The sequence below is a fragment of the Taklimakanibacter deserti genome (assembly GCA_003574785.1).
Genome location: QORU01000017.1, coordinates 1 through 13,830 on the forward strand (window position 1 = coordinate 1; position 13,830 = coordinate 13,830).

Genomic DNA, 13,830 nt, shown 5'->3' on the forward strand with positions numbered 1-13,830 from the left:
TCGCAGCAACGCGGAGGGCTTGGTGGCTCCCGGCAGAGCGACCCGTCCTGCCAGTCTAATCCCCGGCACAGGACACCAGAAGGGTACAGGGAGGGGCCGAATGCGCAGCATTGGGAGGGAGAGGGGGAAATGACGGCGATTTCTTCTCCGCCGGTTCCCCCTCACCCTAACCCTCTCCCCCGCAGGGGGAGAGGGGATACGTCACTCCTTCAGCGCGAATTGCAGGAGGAGGGTGCGCTGGAATTCGGGGCGGTAATTGTTGTCGGAGACGACGGTGATGCGGGTCTCGCCATTGAGCTTCGAAACGGCGATGCCTTCCATGTTGTCGATGCGGTAAATCGGCATGCGGCCCGAGAAGACGAGGCTCGGGCTCACTGCCCCGCCGGCAACGATGTCTTCCGTCCGGATGCGGCGGATCGCCATGCCGGGCAGCGTCGTGGCGCTGAAACTCCGCTCGACCGTGATGATGTCGCCATCGGGCAGGATGGCGAGATCGGTGATGGCATAGTCCTCATACTGCTTGATCGCGAATTCGAAAGGCTTCCGGCCGCCCCAGACGAAGGCGCGGATGTCGCCATTCTCGTCCTTGTTCAATTCCGAGATCGCGATGATCGAGCCGGCAAGGGGGCCCGAGGCGAAGCGGCCGATCGCTTCGAGCTCCTTGTTGGACGGACCGTTGACCGCGGCCTTGGGCAGCTTCAGGTCCTTGAACCTGGCCTTGAAGCCGTTCTTGCCGAGATCGAAGAGGCCGGCGCGCGTCCGGCTCTCGAAGCCCACGATCACCTTGCCGTCGATCTTGCCCGGCTGCCAGCCGGCCAGGGCCTCGGCGTCGCTCCTGATCTTGCCCTTGTTCGGCTTGCCGTCGGGCCCGAGGATCGGCGCCATGACCGCATTGTCGAGCCCGGAAAGATGGCCGTCGGTATAAAGAATGTCGGCCTTGAACCAGAAGCCGCGGTCGCTCACCGCGAGAAGGCGGGTGCCGTCCTCGGACAGCTCGAGCGAGGACAGGCCGCCGAAACGCTCATCGTCGCTCGCCAGCTCGAGGCCGCCCCGCCATTCGAGCCCGCCGAAGGTGACGAGCTGCGAGAACAGGGTGAAGGACTTCACCGGCAGGGCCCTGACGGTAAGCGCTTCCTCCTGAGCCCGGGCGGGGAGGGCGGCGAGAAGCACGACGGCGAGCCAGAGCCAGAGCCGCTTCATCAATTGAGCCGGCGCTTGACGGCGGGTTTGGCGGGCGGCTTGCGCGTCGGCGCCGGCGCCCGCTCCTCGAAGAGCTCGGCGAGCTTCTCGGTCATGGCGCCACCCAGCTCCTCGGCATCGACGATGGTCACCGCGCGCTTGTAATAGCGCGTCACGTCATGGCCGATGCCGATGGCGATGAGCTCGACCGGCGAGCGGTTCTCGATGTCGGTGATGATCTGGCGCAGATGCTTCTCGAGATAGTTGCCGGAATTGACCGACAGCGTCGAATCATCGACGGGGGCGCCGTCCGAGATGACCATCAGGATGCGGCGCTGCTCGCTGCGGGCGAGGAGGCGGTTATGCGCCCAGATCAGCGCCTCGCCGTCGATATTCTCCTTGAGCAGGCCCTCGCGCATCATGAGGCCGAGATTGCGGCGCGACCGCCGCCACGGGCTGTCGGCGGACTTGTAGATGATATGGCGCAGATCATTGAGGCGGCCTGGATTGCCGGGCTTGCCGGCGGCGAGCCATTTCTCGCGCGACTGGCCGCCCTTCCAGGCCCTGGTGGTGAAGCCCAGGATCTCGACCTTGACGCTGCAGCGCTCGAGGGTGCGCGCCAGGATGTCGGCGCAGGTCGCGGCGACGGTAATCGGCCTCCCGCGCATCGAGCCCGAATTGTCGAGCAGCAGCGTCACCACCGTGTCGCGGAACTGCATGTCCTGCTCGACCTTGAACGACAGCGCATGCAAGGGATCGATGATGATGCGCGGCAGGCGCGAGGCATCGAGCAGGCCTTCCTCGAGGTCGAAATCCCAGGAGCGGTTCTGCTGCGCCATCAGCCTGCGCTGCAGGCGGTTGGCGAGGCGCGCCACCACGCCCTGGAGATTGGAAAGCTGCTTGTCGAGATAGTTCCTAAGCCGAGTAAGCTCTTCCGCATCGCAGAGGTCCTCGGCCGCGATCTCCTCGTCGAACTGATTGGTGTAGACGCGGTAGAAATCCTCATTCGACAGCGACGAGAAGGGCAATTGCGGGCGCCAGGGCTCCTCGCCGTCCGGGCTCTCCTCGCTCTCCATGTCGTCCGGCAGGTCGTCGATATCGAGCTGCTGGGCGTCCATCTCCGAGGCATCGGTCTCGCCCTCGCTGTCCTGCAGCTCCTCCGAGGCCGATTGCTGGCTCTCCTGCTCCTCGCCTTCCGGCGTCTCCTGCTGGTCGCCGCTATCGGGCTCGGCCTCTTCATTCTCGTCCGAGTCGTCGTTCTCGTCGGGATCCTCGCCGAGCTCGTCCGCCATGTCGAGAGCGGCGATGATGTCGCGCGACATGCGCGCGAAGGCCGCCTGGTCGGCAATGGCATTGGTCAGATGGTCGAGATGCGACGACGCCTTCTCCTCGACCCACGGCCGCCACAGATCGACGAGCGCCTTGGCCTCATCGGGCGGCGCCTCGCCGGTCAGCCGCTCGCGCACCAGGAGGGCAACGGCTTCCTCCAGCGGCGCATCCTTCTTGGTCGCAGGCCGTCCGGAGAACTTCTTCTGGTAGCGGTCCTGCAGCATGGCGGCGATGTTCTGGGACATGCCCGGCATGGCGCGCGAGCCGATGCTTTCGACGCGCGCCTGCTCGACCGCCTCGAACATGGCGCGGGCGTTCTTGCCTTCCGGACGATAGCGGTTGTGCACTTGATCGTCGTGATTGGCGAGACGCATGGCGAATGAATCGGAGACGCCGCGGGTGATGGCGACTTCCTGGCGGTTGAGCTCGATCGAGACTTGCGGCAGCTTGACCTTCTTGCCCTGGAGGGCCGGGGTCTCGGCGCCGAAACTGACCGAAAGCTCAGGCTCCCCGGCAATGGTCTTCATCGCCAGGGTGAGGACATTACGGAACTCGCCTGCCGGTCCTTCGCGGTCCTGGGCCATGGCCCATCAGCCTCTCATGACAGAGCGACATGCGCCGGGGATTCGGGAAGTTCCTCGCCGAAACAGCGCTGATAGAATTCTGCGACCAGGGCGCGCTCGAGCTCATCGCATTTGTTGAGGAAGGTGACGCGGAAGGCGAAGCCCAGATCGTCGAAGATCTCGGCATTCTGCGCCCAGGTCATCACCGTGCGCGGGCTCATGACCGTCGACAGGTCGCCCTGCATGAAGGCGTTCCTGGTCAGATCCGCGACGCGCACCATATTGGCGATCACCTTGCGGCCCTTCTCGTTGTCGTAGCTCTTGGTCTTGGCCAGCACGATGCCGACTTCCTGCGCATGCGGCAGGTAGTTCAAGGCGGTGACGATCGACCAGCGGTCCATCTGCGCCTGGTTGATCTGCTGGGTGCCGTGATAGAGGCCGGTCGTGTCGCCGAGACCGATGGTGTTGGCGGTCGAGAACAGCCGGAAAGCGGGATGCGGGCGGATGACGCGCGATTGGTCGAGCAGCGTAAGTTTTCCTGAGGATTCGAGGATGCGCTGGATGACGAACATGACATCGGGACGGCCGGCGTCATATTCATCGAAGACCAGCGCCACATTGTGCTGATAGGACCACGGCAGGATGCCTTCGCGGAATTCGGTGATCTGCTTGCCGTCTTTGAGCACGATCGCATCCTTGCCGATGAGATCGATGCGGCTGATATGGCTGTCGAGGTTGATGCGGATGCACGGCCAGTTGAGGCGCGCCGCGACCTGCTCGATATGGGTCGACTTGCCGGTGCCATGATAACCGGTGATCATGACACGGCGGTTATAGGCAAAGCCGGCCAGGATCGCGAGCGTGGTCTCGCGGTTGAAGAGGTAATCCTCGTCGAGATCGGGCACATGCTCGCCGGCCCGGGAATAGGCGGGAACTTCAAGGCTTGAATCGAAGCCGAACAACTGCCGCACCGACACCTTCATGTCGGGGAGAGGGGCTGCTTCGCCATTGGTGGTCACGGTCATGTTTATAGCCAATTGTATCGTCACTCGGAATGCGGAGGGTTCTAGACGGTCAACGGGGCCGGAGCAAGGCTGCTCGGGGGGCCGGCTTTAAGACCTAGGTCCACAGGTGTGAAAAGCGGCTTAAATCTGGATGCTCCGGATCAGCAAAAGCCGGTCGAGCGTAAGTAATCATAGGCCTGGATGACCGCCTTCAGCGTGTCTTCATTCGCCCGGCTGCCATTATTGGCGTCCGGATGAAGCCTTTTCACCAGGGTCTTATACTGGCTGCGGACCTTTTCCCTGGTGGCCGTCTCATCGAGGCCCAGCGTATGCAAGGCCTTCAATTCAGCATTGCGAATGGGGCGGGCGGCGTTGCCCCCTGCCGTCGGCTGGCCGTCCTCGCCCAGGAGATTGAACGGGTCGCGGAAGTCGCCGGGCCGGGCGCGCCTGCCCTTGGCATTCATGGTGCTCGAATTCTGGCCGAGCTTCCAGGTCGGGCGATGGCCGGTCGCGGCCTCCTTCTGGAAGTCGCGGATGGCGTCGTCCTTCATGCCGTCGAAGTAATTGTAGGTCTTGTTATACTGCTGCACATGCTCCAGGCAGAAGGCATGGAACTGGCCTTCCTGGTTGCGCCCCTTAGGCGCCTTGTGACGGCCGGGCCTGGCGCAGCCCGGCCATTCGCAATTCGGATGCTTGCCGCGCGTCAGGCGTTCTTCGCCGGGCTTCACCCTGATCTTGTCGAAATATTTGGAATCGAGTTTCATCGTCACCAATTATGGGCATCAGTTGATCGAGGAGCAAGTCATGGCGCTCGGACCCGTAGGCATGCATATCAAGAACAAGCTTCAGCGCGTCTTTCAGCCGCAGACGCTCGACGTCGTCGATGAATCGCATCTGCATGCCGGCCACGCCGGATCGCATCCTAATGGTGAAAGCCATTTCCGCGTCAAAATTGTGTCTGACGCCTTCACCGGCAAGAACCGCGTCGACACGCATCGCATGGTGAATGACGCGCTCAAGGAAGAGCTCAAGTCGCGCGTGCATGCGCTCGCCATCCAGGCCTCGGCGCCAAAATAGAAGTCGCCGCCTGAATCGCCGTCACGAAGCCAGCCGCAACATCCGGCACTCGACCAGCATCGACACAAGAGCGACTTTTTCCTCGGCCTCGAGGCCGCCCGGCAGCTCGCGCACATAGAAGGCGCCGGTCCGTCCGATGAAGTCCAGGGCGTCGCGCGCCAGATCGTTGACCGCGACGACCGGCTCGTCGTCCTTGTCGAGGAGCTCGATCATGCCGTCGGTCGAGCGCAGCTTCAGCCGCCCCTGGTGATCGTTGAGAACGCGGCGATTGAGCGCGACATGGCGCGCATCGATCCAGATTTCGGACAACGGCGTCCCGAAGAGCTCCTGATAGCGCGCATTGAATTCCTTGAAGGTCGTGCGTTGCCTGGGGGCGAGACCGGCGTCGGGTGAGTTGCTCGGCGCATGCGGAACATAGCGGCCGAAATACAGCTTGCAGAATTCGACATACTGCCTGGTGAACAGGATGAATTGATGCCAGCACTCGTCGATGCGCAACGAATACATGTGCCAGCTCTTCTCGGGATCGAGGGCGGCGATGACGAGATAGCGCTTCACTTCCACGAACAACGCCTCGGCTTCCGCCGGCGTGTCGACCATATGATCCTTGACCAGCTTCTCGATGAGGAACGGCGCCTCGTAGTCGAGTGCCGCAAAGATCCTGGCTGGTGCCCGGTCTTCCGCGGTCATCACGTCGCTCATGCGCCGATCCTCCTGAACAGGCCCGTCTCCTCCAGCACCGCGACGATGTCCATGCGCTCCGCATCGGAGAGGCTGCCTGGAATGGCTGCCGCGGCGAAGATCTCTTCGCGGGCGATGAACGCCATTGCCGCGCGCGCGGAATCGGCGATGGCGAACTCCTCGCGAAGTCCTTGCGGCGTCTCAGCATCGAGGGCCACCATGTCGCCGTCGTCGCGCAGGCTGAGCCCGAGGCCGGGATGGGCGCGCGCCAGCGTGACGTGCCGGGACCGCTCGGGAGCCTCGCCCAGGAACTTGCGGGTCTTCATCGTGCCCATGAGGCGGCATCTTTCCCGCAGCGCCGCGCCCTCGGCCGCCTGCATGGACGCGGTGATCCGGGCGAGAAGATGCACGCATTTGTGGCGCTGCCGGGCCGAAACCACACGCGCATAGGGATGATCGCCGAGACCGGCGAAACGCCGGCGCCGGCGCGCCCGCAGCATCGGCAGTTCCTCGTAATTCTCCTCAGGCGGCTTCCCGTCCAAGGGACTCGACATGTGGAAGGACAGCGACCAGTCGGGCGACATGTTCTTCGGCTCGTGAATGCAAGGCTCGCTGATGAAGCCGACCCGCCCCGCCTCTGCATGGAACCTGTTCTTGGGCACGAGCTGGCGCGTGCGATAGGATTCGGCGCGATCATAGGTCAGGACTTCGAGCTCGTTGCGGCAAACGGCGGTCACGGTCCAGGCCGTATGCTCGTGGGCGCCGGCACTGTGGCCCGGCGCCCAGTAGCCCAGCGCAAACCTGACACCCAGGCCCGGCATGGTGAAGAAGGGGACCAGGCCGCGGCGCGGCACGGCGCTCTCGATCAAGTCCAGTTCCCGCGCGATGCAGTCGGCCAGGAACTCGTCGTCGAGCAGGGCTTCCTCGACAAGAGCCCGCGCCTTCTGCACCAAAGGCCGATCGGGATGCGCCGCATCGCCGCTCCGCGGAAAATGGAGCGCATCGAGCTGGTCGAGGAACGCCTCGAACCTCATTGCGGCTGCGAGCTGCAGATGCTGCAGTCGCACCAGGAAATGCAGTCCATGCAGACCGAGAAGCAGATCGGATCACTTGCTTCCGACCGCCGCACACGCATGCGCAGACGTCCCTTGCGGACTTCCTCCATCTTGGCAGGGGCTTGAGCGGGAGTCTCCGGCTCGTTGAGGCGCAGAGTGGTGATCGTCGCATCCTTCTTCACCCACAAGATCACCGCTCCAAGCGAAGAGCCCGGCGCCTTGATCGAGTGGATGATCGCGGCCTTCGGAATCTCGACGCATTCGGAAAGATTGTCCAGGCGCGGAAACAATCGAACCTTGTCCTTGCCGGCGGTTGGACCGATGAAACCCCGCAGGCTTATCGACGTCTGAGCGCCGCTCGCCAGCAACAAGGCGAGCAGCGGATTCTCATGCAGGTTCTTCGCAGACGCATCTTTACCGGCCATGTGCAGCACCCCGCATCGGCAAAAGCCAAGAGCCCCGGCGAAAAGACTACATCATTCCGTATGAAGGACAAGATCGGCGGAGGACGGCCGCTGTCCCATTTTGGCATGAAAAGAGCGCCGTTTTGCAACGGCGCCCAGTCAGGGAGGAATCCCTTGTCGTCAACTGGCTAGAGATTGCCCTTCGCCATCTCTCCTGCGATGTGATCGGCCTGGCGGATGGCAAGCGCCACGATGGTGAGCGTCGGGTTCTCGGCACCGCCCGTCGTGAACTGGCTGCCATCCGACACGAACAGATTGGGGATGTCGTGCGCCTGACCCCATTTGTTGACGACGCCGTCCTTCGCGTTCTCGCTCATCCGGTTGGTGCCGAGATTGTGCGTCGAAGGATAGGGCGGGGTGTGGAAGGTCTTGACCGCGCCCACCGCCTCATAGATCGCCGAGCTCTGCTTGAAGGCGTGATCGCGCATCGCCGTGTCATTGGCATGATCGTCGAAATTGACATTGGGCACGGGCTGGCCGAACTGGTCCTTGTCGCTCGCATGCAGCGTCACGGCGTTCTTAGCCTGCGGCATGTCCTCGCCCACGATCCACAAGCCCGCCATGCGGTCATAGGCATCCATCGCCTCGGCGAAGGAGCGCCCCCATTCGCCGGGATTGAGGAAGGCCGCCATGAACGGCACGCCGAGCGCCAGCGTCTCCAGCTCATAGCCGCCGGCGAAGCCGCGCGATGTGTCATGGCGCGCCTCGTCCTGGACGATGCCGGCCATGGTGGTGCCGCGATACATGTGCACCGGCTTGGCGAAGATCGCATAGACCGACCCCGTGGTGTGGCGCATGTAGTTGCGCCCGACCTGGCCCGAGGAATTAGCAAGCCCGTCGGGGAATTTCGCCGAATGCGAGTTGAGCAGCAGCCGTGGGCTCTCGATCGAGTTGCCGGCGACGCAGACGACGCGCGCCTTCTGCTTCATCTGCTTGCCGTCCTTGCCGGCATAGACGACGCCATCGACCTTGCCCTGGTCGTTGTGGGTGATGGTCAGCGCCTGGGCGTCCGGCCTCACTTCGAGATTGCCGGTCGCCTCGCCGTCGGGAATCTCGGTATAGAGCGTCGACCACTTGGCGCCCGACTTGCAGCCCTGGAAGCAGAAGCCGATCTGCAGGCAGGAGCCGCGGCCCTTGCGCGGCTCGGAATTGATCGACATGCGCCCGGTATGGACTTCCTTGTAGCCGATCTTCTTCGCGCCCGCCTCCAGCACCTTGAAGTTGTTGTTGCCGGGCAAGCCCGGAATGTTGTTGGTGCGGGTCGTGCCCATCTTGTCTTCGGCCTTGGCATACCAGGGCTCCATCTCGGCGAGCGTCAGCGGCCAGTCGAGCAGACTGGCGCCGGCTATGTCGCCATAGGTCGTCCTCGCCTTGAATTCATGATCCTGGAAGCGCAGCGACGCGCCGGCCCAGTGGACCGTCGAGCCGCCGACCGCCTTGACGATCCAGGCGGGCAGGCCCGGAAAGTCGGTGGCGACGCGCCAGCTGCCCGAGGTCGTGCGCTTGTCGAGCCAAGAGAGCTGGCTGAAAGCCGCCCATTCGTCATTGACGAAATCCTGGTTCTCGATGCGCGGTCCCGCCTCCAGGCAGACGACCTTCACGCCTTTCTGCGCGAGCTCGTTGGAAAGCGTTCCGCCGCCGGCGCCGGAGCCGATCACCACGACGACCGAATCATCATTGAGGTCAAAAGGTGCGGGCATGATCCATCCTCCTCACAACCAGTCGATGTCGCCGAAGCCGCGATTGATGTAGCCGCCCTTGTCGGCGGAGGCACCCTCGTAGCCGAAATGCGGCCACAGCTCCTTGTTGTTGTAGAGACCGGTGATCATGGTGCCGCGCACCTTCTGGAAGAACGGCGTGGTCTCGATCTCCTTCAGGATCGCGACGCGCTCGTCTTCGGAGGACGTGGCGCCATAGCCGCCGCCATTCTTGAGACCGGCCGCCTTCTTGTCCAACTGGGCGACGCCATCCTCGAGCAAGGTCTTGAGCGCCGCGTCATCCTTGGCGGCCTGGTCGAGGCTCTCGACCACCACCGCATAATATTTGTCGGCGATCTTGTCATGCGGATAGATATCGCGCGCCATCTTGACGAGGGTCGCGAAACTGTCCTGCGACAAGGCGACGGGCTCAGCCGCCTTGACGATGCCGACGGGCATCACCGTCGCTGCCGCAGCCACGGCGCCGCCGGCGCGCAGCATGTCGCGCCGCGAGACCTTTATGCGCTTGTCGATCAATCTCATTGCAGGTTCCTCCCATGAAGAAGCCGGTAATGCCTTTCAGGTGTACCGGCCATGACGCTGCAGGACCTCGATCTTGTAGCCGTCGGGATCCTGCAGGAAAAAGAACTTGGCGAGCAGCTTGCCGTCGCGAAAAAACTCCTTGACCGGCGTCGGATCGAGTCCCGCATCGCTCGCGCGCTTGTGCTCTCGTGCGACATCATCGGTCGAAACCGCGAGATGGCCATAGCCCGTGCCGTGCGTGTAGGGCTCGCTCCTCCCGTGATTGACGGTCAGCTCGACCTCGAAATCATTCTCGTCATTCTTGAGATAGACGAGGGTGAAGCCGTCGAAGCCGAAACGGTCCTTCACCTCGAGGCCGAAGGCCTTCTCGTAGAAGGCGACCGACTTCGCTTCGTCGATGACGCGGATCATCATGTGGATCGGTTTCGCCATTCTCAGTCCTTCTGGGTTGCGATGTAGTCGATGATCGCCTTGCGGATCTCAGGTCTGGTCTGGCGATAGAGCATGGTGGTGCCCTGCACCATTTTCTTGGGGAAGGTGATCCACTGATCGAGCGTCTCGGCCGTCCACACGATGCCTGACGTCTTCAGTCCAGCGGAATAATTGAAGCCTTCGATGCTGCCGGCCTTGCGGCCCATCACGCCCCAGAGCGGCGGGCCGGTGCGCACGCCGCCGTCTTTGGCAATGACATGACAGGTCTGGCAGTTCTTGACGAAAAGCTGAGCGCCATCCTCGGCCGCCAAGGGCGCGGCGCCGGCAATCGTCAAGGCAAGTGCACTCATCATGACGCCTAAGCGGTTCATCCCGCTCAATCTAGGCACGAACGGAGCAATGCGGGTATTATCACCCTACTACATCGAAAAATTTCATCGCCGCAGGGATCAGCCGGCGGCGCGGCGCGGTTCTGCCGAATTCAGGCCCTGTTCGAGATAGACGAGGCAGCTGCAGCGCAAGAGCGATGCGAAATTGCTCACCTCGCCATGGATCTCGAGCGCTTCGTCATGGAGCTGCGACAGGAACTTGCCGACGGTCATGCCCTGGGCATGCGCGATATCTTCGATGATCCGCCAGAAACGCGCTTCGAGCCTGACGCTCGTCGGGTAGCCTGAAATGCGCACCGAGCGTGTCTCAAAGGCATAGCGTTCAGGATCCTGTCCCGCGAATATCCGGCACATGACGGGGTTCCTCCACGATTTAGCACCTCTTGAACGGGGCTTGTCACGGGGAGTGTACCAATCGAACCAATGGCGAGGCAAGCCATCGATCGCTGGGGTCAGATACTACTTTTGACACGCTGCTCGAAGGCTTCGAGACTGTCGCCCGGCCGGGCCCGGCGGTGGAAATAAACCTTGCGGGCGAACCAGTTCATCAAAGGCGTGCCGATCGCCATGTCATAGAGCCAGTTGGGCGGTGCTGCATCCATGACGCGGCGCAGAAGAAGCTTCTGGCGCATGGCCGGGATCTCTTTTGCGAGAATGAGCTCCGGCGGCGGTCCATGACGGGTCAGATGATCGGCGATGAGTTGGGCGGCCCTGCGGCCATAGCGGAAAGCGAGCCTGATGCCGCCGCCGGTCAAGGGCGAGACATGGCCCGCGGCATCGCCGATGAGCAGGACGCGCGGCGCGGCAAAGGGATGGACCGGACCGCCGCAGGGAATGCGCCCGCTGCGGCGTTCCTTCACGCTCTGCTTCGAGAAGCCGAAGAGCCGCTCGGTGGCGCCGAGGAAGCCTTTAAGATCGGGCTTGGCGCCTTCGCTGGCGGCGAGGCCCACCTGGAAGAAGCCGGGCGCCGGCGCCACCCAGGCGAGATAGCCGCGCGCCAGGCGCGAATCGAGGAAGCAATGCAGGTAATCGGGATCGGCCTCCGGCAGCTCCGGATATTCCACTTCGAGGCCGGTGAGGAAGCGGCTATTGCGGCCGAGATCGAAGAGGCGGGCGACGGTCGAGCGCGCGCCATCGGCGCCGACGAGATAGCGTGTCCTCAGGCCGAGCTGCGGCAGGAAGATCATGTCACCCTGGCGCACCGCATGGCTGAGCTTGACCGAGCAGCGGATGCGCGCGCCCGCGGTCTCGGCCTCGCGCGCCAGCCAGCGCAGGAGATCGGCGGTGCGGCTGGTGAGGAAATAATAGCCCGGAGCGAAGAGATCGACGGAGCGCAGCGCAGGCGAATAGAGCCTGACGCCGTGCACGCAGCGGGTGAGGTCGGGCGGCAGGTCGACTTCCTCCGCCGCTTCCTTGACCAGGATGCCGGTGGTCGAGATGCGCGCTCCCGGATCGCGCTTGGCCTCGAGGACGAGGGTGCGAAGCCCGCGAATGGCGGCCGCCCGGGCGCAGACCAGCCCGGCAAAGCTCGCGCCCACGATCACCAGGTCATATGCCGCCGTGTCTTTCATGACTGACGTCAGGATAGACCGGAAGGCGGTTATTTGAAGGCAAGAAACCCTCGCCCGCCAAGCTAGACCGCATCCCAGCGGGTCCGCTCGATCAGCACCGCCGCGGCGACGTCCCACGCTCCGAACTGCCCGACCATCTTCTCTCGCGTGATAGGGCCCTTTCGCATTGGAGCAAACCATCTCGACGAGATGGCCCAGGCCGTGCTCATGCAGTTGAGCTCCAGAACATAGAGCTGGCCGGTTTTGCTGTCGCGGATGATGTCAACGCCGCTGACCGGCACATCGGGAAATGCCGCATGGCAGCGCGCGGCGAGCTCGATGACATCCTTGTCGGCAACCAGCTGGAATAGCCGTTTGCTTGCATCGCCGGGATTGGAGGCAATCGCGCTGCTTTGCACCTCATCCGTAATGGACGACAAATCCGGCAGCGGGTCGGTTACCATGTTGAGCAGGCAATAAAGCGCGCGGCCGAACAGCGTGTTGACGCGATAGTGGCGGGCGCTCGGGCCCGTCTCGATGAACTGCTGCACCATCAGTGGAGCCGTCTCGCCCGGATGCCATTCGGGATTGTCTTCCGGCTTATGGAATCCCACCTTGTCAGTCGGAAGAATCGGGAAGCCCGCGCCATGTGACGAACCCGCGCGAGTGGGTTTGATGAGCACGTGTGAACCCCAGACAGTCGGGTCGAGCGACAGTCCTGGAACAAACTTCGCCGTGCGCGGGACCGGAATATCGAGGGCCGCCAAACGCGCCAGCTGTTCGTCCTTGCGGATGACGCGTCCCTGATAGATGCGCCCGCGCCGCGGCCTGAACGCGCCCAAGGGTGTCGGCGACACGATCAGGCTCGGCCGGCGGCTGGCCAGCTCCGCCAGCGCATCATCACGCCGCAGCGTGCTTGCGATCGCCACCGCGATGTCCGGCGCTGCCGCCGCAATCCGATTGCGGATCTCTATGAAGTCTTCCACCGCCTGCTGCCCCGGCGTGTTCACCAGGACAAGGTTGCGGGGCGTCTTGAGGTTCTTGGGTGAGAGCGGCATGACGTTGGCCTATTCTGCCGGGATTACCCGCAAGGTGGTGATCTGATGACGGCGCTTGCGCAACACCTCGAAGCGGAAGCCGTGAAAGGTGAAGGCCTGGCCGGTATCGGGGATCATGCGCGCCTCGTGGATCACGAGCCCCGCCACCGTCGTCACCTCGCCGTCGGGCAGATGCCAATCGAGCGTGCGATTGACATCGCGGATCGGCACAGCGCCGTCGATGAGCACGGAGCCATCCTTCTGCTTGCGGATGCGCGGGCGCTCGGCATCATGCTCGTCGGAAATGTCGCCGACGATCTCCTCGAGCACGTCCTCGAGGGTGACGAGGCCCATCACCTCGCCATATTCGTCGACCACCAGCGCGAAATGATTCTTGCGCCTGAGGAAAGCGGCAAGCTGATCGGAGAGCCTGCGCGTGTCGGGCACGAACCAGGGCGGATTGACGAGCGCCTGGACATCGATCTTCGCGGCATCCCCGCCGTTCTCGATAAGGGAAGCGAACAGGTCCTTGATATGCAGGATGCCGATGATGTTGTCGGGCCGGTCCTCCCATGCCGGCACGCGGCTGTGGCCGCTGCTCAGAACCTCCCTGATGATCTCGTCCTGCTTCATCGCCACATCCACGCTCGTCATCTTGGTGCGATGGACCATGACGTCGAACACTTCGAGCTCGGAGAGATCGAGGATGCCGCCCAGCATGTCGCGGTCCTTCTTGACGAAGGCGCCCTCCTTGTGATGGAGGTCGATGGCGCCGCGCAATTCCTCCTGCGCGGTCTGCGGCTTGACGAGCCCTAGCCTTTCGAGGAACC

At 63.3% G+C, this 13,830-nt stretch carries 15 protein-coding genes and 1 pseudogene; 1 reads left to right on the forward strand and 15 read right to left on the reverse strand.

The window, feature by feature from the left end; translation table 11 throughout:
* Window positions 1–201: 201 nt before the first annotated feature.
* The 4 genes from DS839_RS29250 to DS839_RS29265 form a co-directional block, all read right to left on the reverse strand.
* Window positions 202–1,200, reverse strand: coding sequence for an esterase-like activity of phytase family protein (locus DS839_RS29250; protein WP_119274059.1), 999 nt, complete (start codon window positions 1,198–1,200; stop codon window positions 202–204).
* Window positions 1,200–3,092 (reverse strand): cobaltochelatase subunit CobT, encoded by a 1,893-nt coding sequence (cobT, locus tag DS839_RS29255; RefSeq protein WP_119274060.1) that lies wholly within the window; start codon window positions 3,090–3,092, stop codon window positions 1,200–1,202. The genes DS839_RS29250 and cobT overlap by 1 nt, the downstream gene beginning before the upstream one ends.
* Before the next feature lie 14 nt (window positions 3,093–3,106).
* Window positions 3,107–4,096, reverse strand: coding sequence for a cobaltochelatase subunit CobS (cobS, locus tag DS839_RS29260; RefSeq protein ID WP_119274061.1), 990 nt, complete (start codon window positions 4,094–4,096; stop codon window positions 3,107–3,109).
* Window positions 4,097–4,236: 140 nt separating this feature from the next.
* Window positions 4,237–4,839: a J domain-containing protein gene (locus DS839_RS29265; RefSeq protein ID WP_119274062.1), complete on the reverse strand. Its 603-nt coding sequence runs from the start codon at window positions 4,837–4,839 to the stop codon at window positions 4,237–4,239.
* Window positions 4,840–4,879: 40 nt separating this feature from the next.
* On the opposite strand from DS839_RS29265, the gene DS839_RS29270 reads away from it, so the two are divergent.
* Window positions 4,880–5,152, forward strand: a complete 273-nt coding sequence (locus tag DS839_RS29270) for a BolA family protein (protein ID WP_162918876.1) — start codon at window positions 4,880–4,882, stop codon at window positions 5,150–5,152.
* Between the two features lie 21 nt (window positions 5,153–5,173).
* Here the strand turns inward: DS839_RS29270 and DS839_RS29275 are convergent, their stop codons facing one another.
* The 11 genes and pseudogenes from DS839_RS29275 to DS839_RS29325 form a co-directional block, all read right to left on the reverse strand.
* Complete coding sequence (locus DS839_RS29275) at window positions 5,174–5,854, reverse strand: glycine-rich domain-containing protein (RefSeq protein WP_119274063.1); 681 nt, start codon at window positions 5,852–5,854, stop codon at window positions 5,174–5,176.
* Window positions 5,851–6,867: a hypothetical protein gene (locus DS839_RS29280; RefSeq protein ID WP_119274064.1), complete on the reverse strand. Its 1,017-nt coding sequence runs from the start codon at window positions 6,865–6,867 to the stop codon at window positions 5,851–5,853. Before DS839_RS29280 ends, DS839_RS29275 begins: the two co-directional genes overlap by 4 nt.
* Window positions 6,864–7,313, reverse strand: a complete 450-nt coding sequence (locus DS839_RS29285; RefSeq protein ID WP_119274065.1) for a hypothetical protein — start codon at window positions 7,311–7,313, stop codon at window positions 6,864–6,866. Before DS839_RS29285 ends, DS839_RS29280 begins: the two co-directional genes overlap by 4 nt.
* A 167-nt stretch (window positions 7,314–7,480) precedes the next feature.
* Entirely contained in the window at window positions 7,481–9,052 is a 1,572-nt protein-coding gene (locus tag DS839_RS29290; RefSeq protein ID WP_119274066.1) for a GMC family oxidoreductase, read from the reverse strand.
* A 12-nt stretch (window positions 9,053–9,064) separates the two neighbouring features.
* The gene (locus tag DS839_RS29295; RefSeq protein WP_119274067.1) at window positions 9,065–9,592 is read right to left on the reverse strand and encodes a twin-arginine translocation signal domain-containing protein; all 528 of its coding nucleotides are present in this window, start codon (window positions 9,590–9,592) and stop codon (window positions 9,065–9,067) included.
* A gap of 36 nt (window positions 9,593–9,628) precedes the next feature.
* On the reverse strand, window positions 9,629–10,024 hold the full coding sequence (locus tag DS839_RS29300; RefSeq protein ID WP_119274068.1) for a VOC family protein: 396 nt from the start codon (window positions 10,022–10,024) through the stop codon (window positions 9,629–9,631).
* Window positions 10,025–10,026: 2 nt separating this feature from the next.
* Window positions 10,027–10,377: a c-type cytochrome gene (locus tag DS839_RS29305; protein WP_368911986.1), complete on the reverse strand. Its 351-nt coding sequence runs from the start codon at window positions 10,375–10,377 to the stop codon at window positions 10,027–10,029.
* A 96-nt stretch (window positions 10,378–10,473) separates the two neighbouring features.
* Window positions 10,474–10,767 carry a ribbon-helix-helix domain-containing protein gene (locus DS839_RS29310; RefSeq protein WP_119274070.1) on the reverse strand — a complete coding sequence of 98 codons (294 nt, stop codon included), beginning with the start codon at window positions 10,765–10,767 and terminating at the stop codon, window positions 10,474–10,476.
* A gap of 98 nt (window positions 10,768–10,865) precedes the next feature.
* Window positions 10,866–11,984, reverse strand: a complete 1,119-nt coding sequence (locus DS839_RS29315) for an NAD(P)/FAD-dependent oxidoreductase (RefSeq protein WP_162918877.1) — start codon at window positions 11,982–11,984, stop codon at window positions 10,866–10,868.
* A gap of 62 nt (window positions 11,985–12,046) precedes the next feature.
* A complete protein-coding gene (locus DS839_RS29320) occupies window positions 12,047–13,021 on the reverse strand; it encodes a hypothetical protein (RefSeq protein ID WP_119274072.1) in 975 nt (324 codons plus the stop codon).
* A gap of 9 nt (window positions 13,022–13,030) precedes the next feature.
* Window positions 13,031–13,786, reverse strand: a pseudogene (locus DS839_RS29325) (transporter associated domain-containing protein); the annotation flags it as partial.
* Window positions 13,787–13,830 lie beyond the last annotated feature (44 nt).